Consider the following 15,747-nt stretch of genomic DNA (forward strand, 5'->3'; position numbering starts at 1 on the left):
TAGTAGTGTGAGATGACAGAAGGAGGCGCAAAAAGCATGCCATTTTTGCCGATACATGAACGACTTGCGGAGTTGTGGATCATTCGCGGAGGCCGACAACTGACCGGGGAAGAGCAGGCAGACTTTGAGCACTGTCTAGCGGTAAATGCAATGCACATCAGACAAATCGCCAATTTGTACAATCTATCGCTGGCCGCGTCCATGTCCGGGGATGTGGAATGGCAGCACGAGATTTGCCAAAGGCTGGAGAAGCTGGGCGGCCGGCTGCCGGGCTCGCCCCAATTATAGCGAATCTCTGTCGCTAACCATGACCGAGCCTATTCGCATTTCATTTAAAAGCCGCGAAAATCGCGGTTTTTTTATTTGTACAGGCATTGATTCCTATGTAGTGATTTACATCTCGTTCACCCAGCAAAATCAAATCTTCATACATAATTATGCATGCATTTATCCAGTCTAAAATGAAGGATGGTGAACAGGAATGGAATCAAAATCACAGAATGAACCGACCGAGAGTGTTTTCAATAATATCGAATTAGACTCGGATGTGAATGAAGACCGTGGGCGTGAGCAGCAATTGGATGCTTCATTTGAAGACTGGTACCGGAATATCGGGTATTGGGAACAGCAAAAGTCAGAAATGACGCAAGTTCCGGAATCTAATGTTTTTGATGTCGCAGCCAATATGGATCAAGAACATGAATAAAAACAGTGTGCTGACGGCGAAGGGAGGATATCATGAAGGAACAAGAAGCATTTTCGCAACAAGAACAGAACCAGAAAGACAGTAGTAAATTCACTGAAACCTTTAACCACGAAAATAATGAAGTTGCCAAAGCTCAGAAACAAATCGCATCCCAAGAAACTACAGGAGTAATAGACCAAGCCTAAAATTCTGGTGGGATGCCAAGAAGAAATATGCTTTTATAAGCGTGAAACAGGGACATAATGATCTTATTAACTGTCAGCGAAAGTGAGGAACATAGTGTATGTCCAATAAAAAGAACTACTATTCATTTGAAGATCCATCCGGAACTACTTTTGAGTATCGAGCCACCAGTTTACAGCAAGCTATGGTGATTAAGAAAAAGTTGGCCTTAGAATTGGGGATCTCTAAGGAGGATTTTGAATTAACGAACATTAGCAAAAAACGAAATGCATCCAGTGAGAATTCTGACGAATGACAAGAAGATGCCGCATAACAGCGGCTTTATGTTTTTTTGTATATGGAATCAGTAGTTGAATGGAGACAAGGCAGACGATCAGAGATCGTCTGCCTTGTCTCCATTATATTCATTCAAGCTTTCCAAGCTGTAATTACAACACTGCCCATCACACCGGAGAATTTGCTCAACAGGCGTTCATTTTTCATCATCATGGCAATTACATCTGGTTTCGTGAATAGTTCGTGATCAATTACCCGTAAAGGGTCGTTATCGCCCGTCAGTTGTTTCATTTGCAAGAAATGTGACACGGAGTACTTATTAAACCTGGATGTACCCATCAGCTTCAGCCATTCCGGAACGGTTCGCAGATGATAAAGTCCGTAAAACGACTGGAGTTTATTCTTTTGCACCGTAGTTAATTTTATAGAAAATGCCAGCTCTCGATCGTATAGAATTCCTTTTGGCTTCAGCACTCGCCAGTATTCGCTTATAGCGGAGCTTCCTTTGGTGAATGCCGTTACCGACTCCGTAAAAACGGCATCAAACGTTTCATCCGGAAAAGGCATTGAAGTGGCATCTGCCTGTAAGATTCGGACGGGGAGTTCGCTTATCTTCGCACGGTAAGTCGCTTTTTGAATCATATTCTCGTTCCGGTCTATTGCTGTCACGTTGCAGCCTAAGCTGGCTAAATAACATGCCGTCCGGCCTGTTCCGCATCCTACCTCCAGCACTTTTGTGCCGCGCTGAAAGTTGATTTGTCCGATTAATTCTTTGGTTGCTTGGAAACCTCCCGGATGTGCACTGCCTTCGCCGAGCCGGGCTAATAATGAATGATAATCCAACGCCTCCTCACCTCTTCCGATATTCTATGCACATCCTCCTTTATGACTGCACCCATTCTTCGCTGCTTTTTGAATGCTCGCACCCTCATCTTTCATATTGTCATTGCTTGAGAGAATGGAGTACATCTCGTTTTTTTTCTAAATAGATGACAATCGTACAGACCTTATAGCAGACTTTTTCATAGTCTAGAATATACGAGCAGCAGGTTAGGGGGAATGAGTTATGCAGGAAGTTTATCCGATTAGCCATAATACGGTATATCCGTATATCGGACGGAGAGTTAGTGCGGTTACGCATGACGGAAGGCATTTTATAGGAACGATAAAGGGAGTAGAAGACGGAAAGTTAATAGTGGAGGATTGTACTTTTGACAGAAAGCCTTTGACTTTGTCATCCGTTCGGAGCGGAAAACCTTCAAAAAAACAAAAGCGTTCCACAACGCGTTCCAAGCATAAAGCAAGACTATCAAGTTATTATGACGGTTACGGTTATGACAGTTATGGTGGGGGTTATGGCGGTTACGGCGGGGGCTGCGGTTTTGGCGGCGATTGTTTCTTTTTTCCGTTTGCAATACTTGCTTCACTTTTTATTTTGCCTTTCTTCTTTATTTGATAGCGGAAAAGAGGGTTCACGATGGCATTCAGGAAAGCTCCTAAAAAAAGAAAACCTGAGGGAAGAGTTCTTGCGGTCAAAAAAGCAAACCGTTGTATCGGCCAGCCCGTTTGCGTGCTGTTAAATGACGGTAACTGTTATGTCGGAACGGTTCAAGCCATTCACGACCATCAGCTAATCCTTTCCGAAACCAGAAATTGCGGGAGAGTAAATCTTTCTGATCGTTCCAAGACACCGGAAATCCAAGTATCGGGACTGCTGGATACCTTGATAGGGGGAATCGGCGCGCTCAATTCATTTGGTTCAATGGCGACAGGCTTATTTAAGCCAATGTTATCCGGCCCTTCGGGTTTTTCAGGAGCGGGAGTACAAACAAAGCTAGAAGATACGAAAAGCCCTTCTTCAGGGCAAGCAGATGGAGGGCAGCAGAACCATTTTTTCGGCTCTTTTAAACAAATGATGCCGACTATCCAAGTCGGACTTAATATGGTGAAGTCGATTATGCCTTTAATGAACATGTTCAAAATTTGATGTTTTATTCCGTTTTGCCCAGCCTGCCGGGAATGCCCGAAAATTAGTTCAAAACAACTCGAAAGCAGCCGATCATCGGCTGCTTTTTTTCATTGAAGAAACGGTAGGATAATTTAATAATTAAGCGAATACTTCATATGATTAATCCATTAATGAAAGAGGGATGGAATTGAGTGAGGGCAGACAGAAGATCTTAATTTCAATCATTGCAATGTTTATCTCAGTTGTTGTACCAATAGCAATATTAAGGGCCTTCTTTTTACTATTTCCAGACTTTTATTCACAAGGATTCTTGACCGGTCTAGGCCAAATGCTTGTATGCGGAGTTATTATTATTTGTAACGCTATATTCTTCCCTAGTGCTACGGTATATTATTTTAACAAGTTTGTTCCTGCATTTGGAGTGAAAATAGGAAGGGATAGGTTAGTGAAACGAATAATACTTTTTTTAGTTGTTAGTGTAGTTATACAAATAGTTTTGAGTATCCTAGTTGAAAATCCTTTTAAAGCTCCGGAATTACCTGACTTTCCAATGTAATTTTGATAGAAGATGGGCTTGGAAAGCGACGACACCGCCCCCATATTAACATTGACAACGGTACGTGTGATTCGTATGATCAAACTAGAATTGTAAAAAAATGCAAATGGAATCGGAGGCGAATGGCGATAGCTGACTGGACGAACAAAATTACCGAAATCACATTGTTTGTAGAAGATTTGCATCGGTCGAAGGCATTCTATCAAGAGACATTCAAGCTTGCAATCATATATGAGGATGAAAGCTGCGCGGTGTTCGATTTTGGTAATATAAGCATTAATTTGTTAAATCAATCGAATGCACCCGAGTTGATTGAACCCGCGCAGGTTGGTAGCGGCGAAGATGGTGCGCGGTTTCAGTTCACGATCCAAGTGCCGGACGTTGACAAGGTATGCGACGAGCTGGACTTGCTAGGAATTAAGTTGTTGAACGGACCGATAACGCGCCCCTGGGGGCGACGGACGGCTTGTTTTGCCGATCCGGACGGGTATGTATGGGAGATTGCACAGGTGCTGTGATGAATGGGTATTAGCGGAAAGAGCCAACGTTGATATATTGAGGAATTATATTGAATCAAACGGCAGCAGATCTAAGATCTGCTGCCGTTTTTATTGAGTAATAGAGCGCGATGGTGCATCTATTTACTCAAGATTGCCAAAGCGTTTGGCGGCGACTGGGCGGAATGGCGCGAGAAAGCGGAGAGGCTCCCGGCGACGGGGGCTTTTTTGCCGTTGTGATTAGGATGGAATTGCACTCGTTTGTAAAAACTCGTCAATTTGATGTCGGATTCGTTAGGATTTCGTAGGTTTCCAATATAGTTGTCTACACAGTATGTTATCTAACCTGACACAGCCTGTCCATCAGAGAGGGCAAAGCAACGGAAAGGGGGATTGCGTTGATTGAATTTCAGCAAGTGGAGAAGCATTATGGCGATTTTCATGTGCTAAAAGGTATCGATCTTCGAGTCGCGCAGGGTGAGGTAGTTGTTGTAGTCGGGCCTTCCGGCTCGGGAAAGAGTACCCTCCTCCGCTGCATCAACCGGTTGGAGGCGATCACGAGCGGCCGTCTGAGAGTCAATGAGGTTGACGTTGCCGATAAGAAAACCGACATCAACAAGCTGCGCCGAGAAATCGGCATGGTGTTCCAGCACTTCAATCTATATCCTCATATGAAAGTGATCGACAATATTACGCTCGCTCCAATGAAGTCGCTTGGCGTGCCGAAGCCGCAAGCGATGGAAACAGCCAAGATGTATTTGGAGAAAGTCGGCATTGAGGACAAAGCGGGCGCGTTTCCTTCGCAGCTGTCCGGTGGACAACAACAGCGCGTGGCAATCGCCAGGGCACTCGCCATGAAGCCAAAGATTATGCTTTTCGATGAGCCTACCTCCGCGCTTGATCCGGAAATGGTAGGTGAGGTTCTGGACGTCATGAAGACCTTGGCGCAAGAAGGGATGACAATGGTCGTCGTTACGCACGAGATGGGTTTCGCGCGGGAAGTGGCGGACCGCGTCGTCTTTATGGACAAAGGGCAAATCGTCGAAATCTCTCCGCCGGAGGAATTCTTCGAGCAGCCTCGGGAAGAAAGAGCCCGTTTGTTTCTCAATCGCGTTCTGCGCCACTAATGTCTTGCGTTAGGGCGAGACGTATTGCCAAAACCATGCAATTCCATAACGGAGAGGGGTTTAAAGCTATGAAGAGAAGAAGTTGGATGACGCTTGGCATCGCACTTACATTTCTTGCCACTGTATTATTGACCGGATGCAGCAACAAAGAAGGAGGGGACGGCAACGGCGCAAACGGGGAGTCGGCATCCGGATCGGTTTCGGCGCTGGAGAGCATCAAGAACCGAGGGAAACTCGTTGTCGGCGTTAAGTATGACACGAAGCTGTTCGGCTTGAAGGATCCGGCGAGCGGCAACGTTGAAGGCTTCGACGTCGACATCGCAAAGGCGCTCGCCAAGGAGATTCTCGGCGACGAGACCAAGATCGAGCTGAAGGAGGTCACTTCCAAAACGCGTATTCCGATGTTGAACAACAACGATATCGATTTGATTGTCGCGACGATGACGATTACGGAAGAGCGCAAGAAAGAAGTCGATTTCTCCGATGTGTACTTTAAGGCTGGACAGTCCCTTCTGGTGAAGAAAGGAAGTCCGATCAAGAGCATTGATGATATTAAGAAAGGCACGAAAGTATTGGCCGTAAAAGGCTCGACCTCGGTCGACAACATCAAAGCGAAGACGCCGGACGCGGCCATCCTGGAGTTCGATAATTACCAGGACGCGTTCAGCGCGCTCAAAGCTGGTCAAGGCGACACTCTGACGACCGATAACGCGATTTTGTACGGCATGGCCGTTCAGGACCCGAACTACGAGGTTGTCGGGGAACCGTTCACCGACGAGCCTTACGGTATTGCGATCAAGAAAGGCGCAACCGATCTTCTGAATAGCGTAAACGCTGGATTGAAGAAGCTCCACGACAGCGGCGAGTACGACAAGATTTACGAGAAATGGATCGGCAAAGCCCCGTCCGGAGAATAGAGGTCTGTGAATAAGAGGATGGGTGGCCAATCGCTGCCCATCCTCTGCATATTGGGAATAGCGGGAGGGAGCAGCATGCCGGACTTATCGATTTTTACAGACAACTTCGAAATTTATATGAAAGGGTTTGGCAATACGATCTGGGCGAGCGTCATTGCATTGCTCGGCAGCTTCGCCCTTGGGACGATCATCGCCGTATTCCGTATTTCGTCCGTCAAGCCGCTCAGCTGGATCGGGACGGCTTACGTCGAGTTTGTTCGGAATATACCGCTGCTGCTAGTCGTTTTTGTGTTCTATTACGGCTTGCCTTCGCTAGGCGTGACGTTAAGCGGATTCATCTGCGGCACGGTCGGACTAACGGTATATACCGCTTCCTTTGTTGCCGAAGCAATCCGGGCGGGCATCATGAGCATTCCGACAGGACAGACGGAGGCGGCCAGAGCTTCGGGATTGACGTATATGCAGACGATGCGGCATGTCGTGCTTCCGCAGGCCATAAAAATCGTCATTCCGCCGCTCAGCAACCAATTCATAAACCTCGTGAAAAACTCGTCGATTCTTGGCGTCTTCGCCGGATTCGACTTGATGTATTACGGCGATCAAGTGGCAAGCAAGACGTACGCGACCTTTGATACTTATATCTTTGTTGCGGCGCTGTATCTCGTTCTGACCATTCCTTTAAGCTTTGCGGCGCTGAAGCTCGAACGAAGGTTGGCCAAGAACGGATAGAGTTCCGCATTATGCAACAGAAAGAACCGCAAAATTCGCAAATAACTTTTAGGAGGATCGGCGGATGGACATTGCTGGCGCTTTCTCATACCATAATCTCATCTTCATCATGAAAGGCTTCGGCATCACGCTCTGGGTTGCTTTCATCGCGATCGTGCTGAGCTTCGTGCTGGGCAGCATTACCGGAACGCTGCGCTATATGAGAGTTCCGGTCGTATCCCGCATCCTCGGCGTGATCGTCGAGTTTATCCGCAATTTGCCGCTGCTGTTGATTTTGTTTTTCACCTATTTCGCGATGCCGGACGTCGGTCTCAAGCTGGGGGTTATGAGCTCGGCCATCTTTGGGCTGGCAGTATTCGAAGCCGCCATGATCTCGGAAATCGTGCGCGGCGGACTAAGCTCCATCCCGAAAGGCCAGGTCGAAGCCGCCCGTTCGTCGGGTCTCACTTATGCGCAAACGGTATGGCATATCGTGCTCCCGCAGGGATTGAGGCGCATGGTACCGCCAATCGTAAGCCAGTTCATCTCCCTTCTCAAGGACACGTCGCTAGCCATCGTCATATCCCTGCCTGAGCTGATGCATAATTCCAAGATTGTCATCGCGCAAAATTTCAATTATACTCTTCCAATTCTCGCACTAGTGGCCGTCTTGTATTTTGCGGTGAATTACGCGCTGTCGCTTGCGGCCAGGCGCCTGGAAAATAAATGGGGCTAAGCATCCTCGGATTTTAGATCCCGATGGGGGTCATTCCTATAGCCATAACAAATTGGTCCAAATCCGAAAGCATGCAAATGACTGTCGTTGCCATCGTCGTAGCGGTTGCCGGGGAATTCAAAATCAACCCGTTCAGCGGCGAGGTCTTTCGCATCGGTCTTGGCAGCAGCGCCTTTCTGTTCCTGCTACTGTTGATGAGCCATCTGCCTTATTGGCGGACGGGGATCGCCGCGGGCGCGACGGTACTGCTGTTTCGGGTATCTTTTGACGGAGCTGCCTCTCCAGGCACATTCTATCTTCTGGGAAGCTTAAAGACGCACTTCTCCGCCATGCTCTATTACATTGTCTTCGCGGCCGGAATGGCCCTCATTCAACGCAGATTGCATCAATTGAATCCGCTTATTCTCGGCGCGTGCGTGTCGCTGATTGACTTTGTCTCCAATGAAGCGGAGCTGCTGATGCGAAGCGTAGCTTTCGGACTACCGTATTTTCAATCCAATCAGTGGTTATTGATTCCGGTCATCGCCGTGGTGCGCAGCTATTTTACGACGGGCATCTACAGCAGTATCGCCGTGCACCAAATGCGGACCGTTCACGCCGAACAGCAAAAACGGATCGAACAGATGATCAATGTCGGCAGCGGACTCTATGGCGAGGTATTTTATTTGCGCAAATCGATGGATGCAATTGAACGGATTACCGCAAAGAGCCATGATCTGTACGGTCAGCTGGTCAAAGAAGGGCTGAACGACTACGGCCGATCCGTTCTCGAGATTACCCAACAGATTCACGAGGTGAAGAAGGATTCGCAGCGAATACTGGCCGGACTGATGAAGCTCTCCGACTTGGAGAGCGCCCCGGAAATGACCTTGGCGGAGATCGTCGAGCTTGTGGTTAAGTCGAACGGCGAGTACAGCCGGATGCTGAAAAAAGAGGTGCGAATCAAGAAGGACGTCGGCATCGATTACCTGACAGCGCATTACATACCGCTAATCACCGTGCTTAACAATTTGGCGGCCAACTCGGTCGAAGCCATCGAGCGGCTTGGAACGATACGTATCCGCGTAATCGAACGAGAAGGAGAAACCTTGTTTATCGTCAGCGATACGGGTACGGGGATTGCCGAACAGGATAAAGATATGGTGTTTGAGCCCGGGTTTACAACCAAGTTTAACCAGGAAGGCGTCGCTGCGACCGGCATAGGCCTTTCGCATGTCCGAGATATCGTTGGCTCGTTCAAGGGCAGACTCCTCCTTATGGAACCGGGGCGGGACGCTGAAACCTCGTTCGTCGCGATTTTTCCGACCTTTAAGTTGAAGAAGGGAGTGTAGGGGCAATGCTGTCATTCTGTATTGTCGACGACGATGCGGTTAGCAGACGTATGCTGCAGACGATTATCGAGAAAGGCGGCGTCGGCGAGGTGCGCGGTATGGCGTCGGGCGGCGTTGAAGGGAAGCGGCTTGTACTGGACGAGAACCCCGATGTCGTGCTCATTGATCTATTGATGCCGGACCAGGACGGAATCGAAACGATCGCGCGGCTGAAACAGGAAGGGTACGAAGGCAAGTATGTCATGATTTCGCAGATCGAGAACAAAGAGATGATCAGCAAAGCGTATCAAGCGGGCATAGAATTTTATATCCGGAAGCCGATTAACCGGGTGGAAGTGAAAGCCGTGCTTGGTAAAGTAAGCGAGCAATGGCGAATGGCCCGTTACCTGAAGGAAATCAAACAGTCGATTGCGAAGCTGGATGATCTGAATTCGGAGCCTGCGGCCACGAGGAAGAAGCATGATGCCAAAGAAACCATGCGGATGATCTTGATGGACATGGGTATCGTCGGAGAGAGCGGTAGCCATGACATCATCGAGATGACTTCATGGTTGATTGGGCGGCATCAAGGCGGCGGCTTTCCGCCACTGAAATCGTTATACGAAGTCGGAGCCCGGGCGAGCAAGCCGGAAGGCGGCGATATTGAAAAGGAAGGGAAGGCGGTCGAGCAGCGCGTTCGCCGGACCGTCATTGCCGCTTTATCAAACTTGGCGAGCATTGGGCTCACGGATTACAGCCACCCGAAGTTCGAGCATTACGCGCCGCTTTATTTCGACTTCGAAGACGTGCGTCTCAAGATGAGAGAAATCGACGAGAAATGTCCGCAGGAGAAGCGCAAAGTTAATATCAAGAAATTTCTTCAAGTGCTCTACCTTGAAACGCTGGATAAAATGAAAAATCAGTAAGATAAAAGTCGCACAAACTGCGGCTTTTTTATTTTTTGTTAGGTTAAACGATTGTCGAATCTTGTCACTCGATCGTGCATCCGAATAGTCCCGCTGCCGTGACGATCTAGGCCCTGCAAAATAGTCCTTTTATATAGGGGCATCTCCCTATGTACGGGCCATGTTCGGACAGGCATAATAGTCTTGCGCAAGCAAAAGGAAATGTTTACCTGTTTTTGAGGGCTTCGTTTGCGGCGCTTTACATACAGGACTACGTTCCGAATGACAAGGAGGAAAAGTCAAAAAATGATGAATACGAACACCAGAATTAATCATGGAAGACAGCTCGCAAAAGCGGCGATGGCCGTCCTGCTGCTTCTCGGCCTCGTCTATATTCATGTTCAGCCTGTACGCGCCGCTTCGGTACCGCGACTTGTGGTAACGACTCCGGTGGTTGATTCCTTCGTTCAAGATCGCATCTTTGTCCGCGTTACGGTCAACTCTCAGGTGCCCATTGTCGAAACGAAGGCCACGGCGGCCAGCATGCCGGCGGTCAGCTTGAAGAAGCAGACTGACGTCTGCGGATCGTCCTGCGAATACACCGGCTGGGTCGACGTCTCTTCGCTTCCTTGGGGGAATTTCACCTTGACGCTTTCCGCGGTTGACGTTGATGGCATCTCCAGCGCTCCGCTCGCCATCGCGCTTAAGCACAACCAAAATCCTATGATTCATCCCGATACGCCGCTTCCGTTCGAAGTCGCTGACCCGAACCTGGCGCTCAACGTTTCTTGCACCGACGATAATCCTGGCTCGGGCTGCAGCAGCCTGAAGCTTAGCATCAACGGCAAGCTGTTGGCATCCGGCACGAACGCGATTGCCGAGACGATTTCCGCGGAGCAGTGGCTTGGTCAGCCGGCTACCGTACAGCTCAGCGCCACCGACGCAAGCGGTTTGACCAGCACGCAGTCCTATCCGATCTACGTAGAGGACGTCTCGAACCTGACGACCGTCTCGAAGGAAGCAGGTCTTGTGCTGGATACGGACGCTTCGCGCACGCTGCTATGGAATGCCTACGATCACCGTCTGCGCATTCGCCACCGGGATACGAACGAAGTGGAGACGCTGCCGCTGCTCGTAGCGGAACAAACTCAGCTGAACGTCCGCCTAATCCCCGGAGGCGCTATGGGCAGCGCGTTTGATGCAACCGGCTTAGACTTGCCCGACGGCTACTATCGGAAAGGTCTCGACCCGCTGGGTAACTATTCGCGTTTCGTATGGCGAAACGGTCAGCTGCAATCCCTTGCAGGAGACGATATTCGCGTGGACGGGGATTGGGCTGCCTACCATGCGCCGGGAGGAGGACTTCGAGAGCTGATGCTTGCGAACACCGCAACCGGTGAAACGGTCTCCGTCGGCTTCACCGACCGATTCGATTATGCGCTGGACGATGAGGGCACGCTTGTGTTTGCGCGAGAGGGCAAGCTATTCCGGTACGCGGACAGCGCGGCTGCGCAAATTACGCCAAACGACGGTTTCACATACCGCTCACCGGTTATGGACGGCGGCGTGCTGCTCTATGCACGGGATGACCAATCGACGAACAGCTCCAAGCTTGTTATCGATCGGAATGGCGTTACGGATGAGCTTGCTGGCGCATCTGCCGTGACGGGGGATTACCTGACGGCAGGCGGCTGGATTGCCTATACGGTATATACGGAGGCCGGGCAGAAGCAGCTATGGCTGCGGTCGCCTGCCGGAGAGGATGAGCGGTTGACGCCGACCAGCTCTGCCGACAGCCATTTCGTTGCGCTTTCGGCTGCTGGCGAAGCCTCTTACACCTATGACGGCGGCATCTGGCTGAGCCGTCTGCAAGAGGATGGCAGGCTGCCGTCCGAGCGGATCGTCACGGATAAAGCGAAGATACATTGGAAGGACGGGTGGCAGGTCTATCTCGGTACCGCTTGGTACGAGGTAACGGGCACCGATCCAGGAACGGATCCAGGAACGGACCCAGGCACGGATCCAGGCACGGATCCAGGTACGGACCCAGGCACGGATCCAGGCACGGATCCAGGCACGGACCCGGGTACGGATCCTGTACCGACGGCTGACCTTGACGGCAATGGCCAGGTCGATTGGAATGATGCGATCGAATTCCTGCGCGCGTACGGAACGAAGCGAGGACAGCTTCATTACGATCCCAGGGCCGATTTTGACGCAGATGGTGCTATCGGGAAAAAGGATCTGATCGCATTTTTGAGAGAGGGACATTTTGGCGCCAACTTGAACGCCGCCCTGCATAAGGCGATCGCCGAAATCACGGGCGGAAGCCACTGGACTCCGATTTCTCACCGGCATTAGCATGTTTATCCGAAGGAACGAAAAGAGCTATCCTCGAAGCTTCTGCTTCTTGGATAGCTCTTTGTCTTCTGGTGTTATTTTGAGGTATGCAACGTTGGGATTGATCATACGGTCATATTCAGCTTTTGATTGCGCCTGCCGCAATATCGGAAATAAACTGCTTGCTGACAAACAAGAACAGGACGATAAGCGGGATTACCGCCAGCAGCGTGCCCGCGACGACCATTGCATAATCGGTCACATAAATTCCGTTCAGGGAGGAGAGCGCCACCTGCAGCGTGAATTTACTTTCGTCATTAAGGATAATCAGTGGCCAGAGATAATCGTTCCAGGAACCGATGAAGGTAAATGCTCCCAGGAATGACAACGCCGGACGTAGGATAGGGATGGTGACGTTCCAGTAGAGCCGAAAGAATCCGCAACCGTCGATTCGTCCGGCATCCAGCAGTTCGGATGGGACGGCTTCCTGCGCGTATTGGCGAATCCAGAAGATGCCGAACGCATTGGCCATGCCGGGAATAATCAGCGCCTTGAATGAGCCTACCCATCCGAACTTCGCCATGATGACGAAGGAAGGAACGAGCGAGAGCTGCGACGGCGCCATCATTGTTGCGAGCAGAAGGACAAACAGCCACTTTTTGCCCGGGAAATTGAATTTAGCGAACGTAAACCCAGCCAAGGAATCGAAGAACAAGACCAGCAAGGTGCTGCAAGAAGCCACAAACAGCGTGTTGAGAAACGCGCCGAAGAAATCGACGTTGTCGAACACCCGAGTTATATTGCTAATAAAATGCGTCCCGAACCAAAACTTTGGCGGGAAGCTGTATATTTCCGCCGTCGTACGCGTGGCCATCACAGCCAGCCAGTAAAAAGGAAAGACGGAAATGACAAGTCCAATGATCAGCCCGAAATAGAGCAGGATGGCAGACTTCCTTTTAACCATGCGTATCACCCCGTTTATTCATCTTTGGCACCGCCGCCCTGTACTACCCGCCAGTTGAAGATCGAGAAGAGGGCAATCAATATGAACATGCCCCAGCCTACGGCGGAACCGTATCCGAAGTAATTGTTCACGAATGCCTCCCGGTACAGGTAGAGTACGATGGTCAGCCCTCCACCGCTAACGCCGCCGTCGTTACCGACGAGCACCTGCGATTCGGTGAAGACCTGCATGCCTCCGATGGTAGAAGTAATGACAGTGAAAAGAATAATCGGCCTCAAGTTCGGGATCGTAATGCGAAAGAAGGACTGGATGCCCGTGGCTCCGTCAATTTTGGCCGCCTCATAAAGGACGGTAGGAATGCTCTGGAGTCCTGCCAGATAAATGATGGCATTGTATCCGACCCAGCGCCAGATGACCATGATGGATACGGCCAGCTGGATGCCCCAAGTCTTGTTCAGCCATTCCACGGGGGAAAGTCCGAAGAGGGACAGGAAATAGTTCAGCAGTCCGTAATTATTGGAGAATACCGTGCTGAACACAATGGCAACCGCAACAAGCGAAGTGACGTTCGGCAAGAAGTAACCGATTCGGAAGAAGGTGCGGAACCTTGTGAACGAAGCATTCAGTAAAAACGCGATGGTAAGCGCGAAGAACAGCATCGGAATGGTCGAATAAATCCAGATCAGGATCGTATTGCCTACCGCTTTCCAGAATTCAGGATCGGTGACCATAAATTGATAATTGTTGAGTCCGTTATAGGTCATCACGCCGATGCCGTCCCATCTCTGGAACGAAAGATACATCGAGAACAGAATCGGAAATAAGCCGAAAACGGCAAATAAGATGTAAAAGGGAGAAATGGCCAGATATTCCTTCCGGTGCTTCCATATTTCAGACGCTAATCCTCGCTTCCGCTCCGAAAGCTGCATGGAGCTTCCGGGATCGAATTGAGTTCGTTTCTGTAAGGGTTGAGCCATCAGATTCTACCTCCATTGCCGGGATGGTATGATTCTTTAACGCAGCAGCTCCTTTTTAACTCTGGAAAGCGCATCATTCCAAGCCTTATCCGGGCTTTTGCCTTCAAGGGCAACCGATGACAGCTCACGGTTCACGATTCCGTTCAGGTTGGAGTATTTCGTCCCGAAATAGGAGGGCTTCACGTTGCGAGCGGACTCCGTAAAAATCTCACCGGTAGTTTGACCGCCGAAAAACTCCTCTTTCATCTTCATGACATCCGAGTCGAGCGCCTTGGAGGCGGAAGGGAACAGGTTGAGTTCCTTGAAGCTGGTCACCTGATTCTCGGAATTCAGCAGCCACTTCATCACCTCGAAGGATTCCTTCGGGTATTTGCTCGTTTTCATAATGGCAAGGAAAGAGCCGCCGTTATTGCCGTCTCCGCCCGGAGCTCTCGCGACTCGCCACTTGCCCGCCGTATCCGGAGCCGCGTCCATCAGGATTTGTTTACTCCATACGGCTCCCACGAAGGATGCGATCTTGCCGTTGTTCATCGCCGCGTTCCACTCGGTGGAGAACGTGCCTGCATTGGCAAGCAAGTCCATTTGCGAGGCTTTAACCGCCAAGTCCCACGCTTTTCTCATGGAAGAGGAGGGATCCTCGCCAATGAAATTTTCATTTTTATCAAAATAAATTTTATCCGACTGCGCATTGACCTGGTTATACACCTGTCCGATATTGTCAAGCAGCTTCACCTTGCCGCCAAGCGCCTTCTGAAGCTTCTCGCCTGCGGAAAAGTAGTCATCCCAAGTGCCCATCATCCGGTGAACCTCTTCCGGGTCGGTCGGGAGCCCCGCTTGTTTGAACAAGTCCGCGCGGTAAAATAAGGCGGTTGGGCCAGTGTCAATCGGCATGGCGATCATTTCGCCCTTCGGCGTGACCCCAAGCTGCCATTTCCAGTCGAGGTAGTCTCCCTCGATGTCCTTCGCTCCGAGCTCGTACAAATTGTAGAAGCGGTCGGCGCTTGGGAACAGCTCAGTGACCCAGTCGTTAAAGGCCACGATATCCGGGCCGCCTTTGCCGGCAGCGAGAGTCGTTTTCAGCTTGGATTTGAAGTCGCCCCCGATTTTCTGAGCGTTGATGCGAATTCCCGGAAACTGCTTCTGGACCCCGCTTATCAAGTTATCGTCCAGACTCCGGTTCCAGTACCAAAGGGTTAGCGTTTTCGTATTGCTGTTCGATGTGGTCCCGCTTGAACATCCGCTAATCATGAAAACCAGAAGCAATAAACACGTTAATAATGTTCGGTATTTTGCCATCGTTTTCGGCCTCCCATTGCGGCATTTTGGTACTGCAGCAGCATCACCACCACTCTTTAAATGCTTGAGACGCGTTCGTCTTACGAAACATTATAGACGCATCCAAATCAATTTTGAACACGCTTTCATGAATTGAGACAATGGTAGGACATCTCCTGGGAGCCATATTATTTCGTATGGGTTTATGGTCTTAAGGGATTGTCACGATTGTTATCGCATTCTGACGATAGGCTTAATTCCACCGTGAATTGGGTGGGATTCACCAGTAAAAGCTCGAAAA

19 protein-coding genes are annotated in these 15,747 nt (G+C 50.0%); 15 read left to right on the forward strand and 4 right to left on the reverse strand.

Translation table 11 applies throughout. The features are described from left to right. Positions 1–36 precede the first annotated feature (36 nt). The 4 genes from WFJ73_RS11765 (at position 37) to WFJ73_RS11780 (ending at position 1,184) form a co-directional block, all read left to right on the forward strand. Entirely contained in the window at positions 37–288 is a 252-nt protein-coding gene (locus tag WFJ73_RS11765; protein ID WP_336773236.1) for a DUF7667 family protein, read from the forward strand. 193 nt (positions 289–481) lie between these two features. After that, positions 482–706 carry a hypothetical protein gene (locus tag WFJ73_RS11770; RefSeq protein WP_336773237.1) on the forward strand — a complete coding sequence of 75 codons (225 nt, stop codon included), beginning with the start codon at positions 482–484 and terminating at the stop codon, positions 704–706. A gap of 32 nt (positions 707–738) precedes the next feature. Then, a complete protein-coding gene (locus WFJ73_RS11775; RefSeq protein ID WP_336773238.1) occupies positions 739–891 on the forward strand; it encodes a hypothetical protein in 153 nt (50 codons plus the stop codon). A 98-nt stretch (positions 892–989) separates the two neighbouring features. Beyond that, positions 990–1,184 (forward strand): hypothetical protein, encoded by a 195-nt coding sequence (locus WFJ73_RS11780; protein WP_336773239.1) that lies wholly within the window; start codon positions 990–992, stop codon positions 1,182–1,184. Between the two features lie 113 nt (positions 1,185–1,297). Here the strand turns inward: WFJ73_RS11780 and WFJ73_RS11785 are convergent, their stop codons facing one another. Next, the gene (locus tag WFJ73_RS11785; protein ID WP_336773240.1) at positions 1,298–2,008 is read right to left on the reverse strand and encodes a class I SAM-dependent methyltransferase; all 711 of its coding nucleotides are present in this window, start codon (positions 2,006–2,008) and stop codon (positions 1,298–1,300) included. A 223-nt stretch (positions 2,009–2,231) separates the two neighbouring features. On the opposite strand from WFJ73_RS11785, the gene WFJ73_RS11790 reads away from it, so the two are divergent. From WFJ73_RS11790 to WFJ73_RS11840, 11 genes are all read left to right on the forward strand, one after another. Further along, entirely contained in the window at positions 2,232–2,621 is a 390-nt protein-coding gene (locus tag WFJ73_RS11790; RefSeq protein ID WP_336773241.1) for a hypothetical protein, read from the forward strand. 21 nt (positions 2,622–2,642) lie between these two features. Beyond that, positions 2,643–3,152 carry a hypothetical protein gene (locus tag WFJ73_RS11795; RefSeq protein ID WP_336773242.1) on the forward strand — a complete coding sequence of 170 codons (510 nt, stop codon included), beginning with the start codon at positions 2,643–2,645 and terminating at the stop codon, positions 3,150–3,152. 169 nt (positions 3,153–3,321) lie between these two features. Next, positions 3,322–3,690 carry a hypothetical protein gene (locus tag WFJ73_RS11800; RefSeq protein WP_336773243.1) on the forward strand — a complete coding sequence of 123 codons (369 nt, stop codon included), beginning with the start codon at positions 3,322–3,324 and terminating at the stop codon, positions 3,688–3,690. A 122-nt stretch (positions 3,691–3,812) separates the two neighbouring features. After that, on the forward strand, positions 3,813–4,208 hold the full coding sequence (locus WFJ73_RS11805) for a VOC family protein (RefSeq protein WP_336773244.1): 396 nt from the start codon (positions 3,813–3,815) through the stop codon (positions 4,206–4,208). A 377-nt stretch (positions 4,209–4,585) separates the two neighbouring features. Continuing rightward, complete coding sequence (locus WFJ73_RS11810; protein ID WP_336773245.1) at positions 4,586–5,314, forward strand: amino acid ABC transporter ATP-binding protein; 729 nt, start codon at positions 4,586–4,588, stop codon at positions 5,312–5,314. Positions 5,315–5,382: 68 nt separating this feature from the next. Continuing rightward, the gene (locus WFJ73_RS11815; RefSeq protein WP_336773246.1) at positions 5,383–6,231 is read left to right on the forward strand and encodes a transporter substrate-binding domain-containing protein; all 849 of its coding nucleotides are present in this window, start codon (positions 5,383–5,385) and stop codon (positions 6,229–6,231) included. 75 nt (positions 6,232–6,306) lie between these two features. Then, on the forward strand, positions 6,307–6,960 hold the full coding sequence (locus WFJ73_RS11820; protein WP_336773247.1) for an amino acid ABC transporter permease: 654 nt from the start codon (positions 6,307–6,309) through the stop codon (positions 6,958–6,960). 64 nt (positions 6,961–7,024) lie between these two features. Beyond that, positions 7,025–7,675, forward strand: coding sequence for an amino acid ABC transporter permease (locus WFJ73_RS11825; RefSeq protein ID WP_336773248.1), 651 nt, complete (start codon positions 7,025–7,027; stop codon positions 7,673–7,675). A 77-nt stretch (positions 7,676–7,752) separates the two neighbouring features. Further along, positions 7,753–9,006, forward strand: coding sequence for a sensor histidine kinase (locus tag WFJ73_RS11830; protein ID WP_336773249.1), 1,254 nt, complete (start codon positions 7,753–7,755; stop codon positions 9,004–9,006). Positions 9,007–9,011: 5 nt separating this feature from the next. Continuing rightward, positions 9,012–9,911, forward strand: coding sequence for a response regulator (locus WFJ73_RS11835; RefSeq protein WP_336773250.1), 900 nt, complete (start codon positions 9,012–9,014; stop codon positions 9,909–9,911). Positions 9,912–10,196: 285 nt separating this feature from the next. Further along, positions 10,197–12,251, forward strand: a complete 2,055-nt coding sequence (locus WFJ73_RS11840) for a hypothetical protein (protein ID WP_336773251.1) — start codon at positions 10,197–10,199, stop codon at positions 12,249–12,251. 118 nt (positions 12,252–12,369) lie between these two features. On the opposite strand, the gene WFJ73_RS11845 is transcribed toward WFJ73_RS11840, so the two are convergent. The 3 genes from WFJ73_RS11845 to WFJ73_RS11855 all read right to left on the reverse strand — a co-directional run bounded on the left by WFJ73_RS11845 (position 12,370) and on the right by WFJ73_RS11855 (position 15,467). Continuing rightward, the gene (locus WFJ73_RS11845; RefSeq protein ID WP_336773252.1) at positions 12,370–13,194 is read right to left on the reverse strand and encodes a carbohydrate ABC transporter permease; all 825 of its coding nucleotides are present in this window, start codon (positions 13,192–13,194) and stop codon (positions 12,370–12,372) included. A 14-nt stretch (positions 13,195–13,208) separates the two neighbouring features. Then, complete coding sequence (locus WFJ73_RS11850; protein ID WP_336773578.1) at positions 13,209–14,123, reverse strand: carbohydrate ABC transporter permease; 915 nt, start codon at positions 14,121–14,123, stop codon at positions 13,209–13,211. An 84-nt stretch (positions 14,124–14,207) separates the two neighbouring features. Then, positions 14,208–15,467 carry an ABC transporter substrate-binding protein gene (locus tag WFJ73_RS11855; RefSeq protein ID WP_336773253.1) on the reverse strand — a complete coding sequence of 420 codons (1,260 nt, stop codon included), beginning with the start codon at positions 15,465–15,467 and terminating at the stop codon, positions 14,208–14,210. Positions 15,468–15,747: the final 280 nt, after the last annotated feature.

Source organism: Paenibacillus sp. MMO-58 (assembly GCF_037146255.1).
Lineage (GTDB): Bacteria > Bacillota > Bacilli > Paenibacillales > Paenibacillaceae > Pristimantibacillus.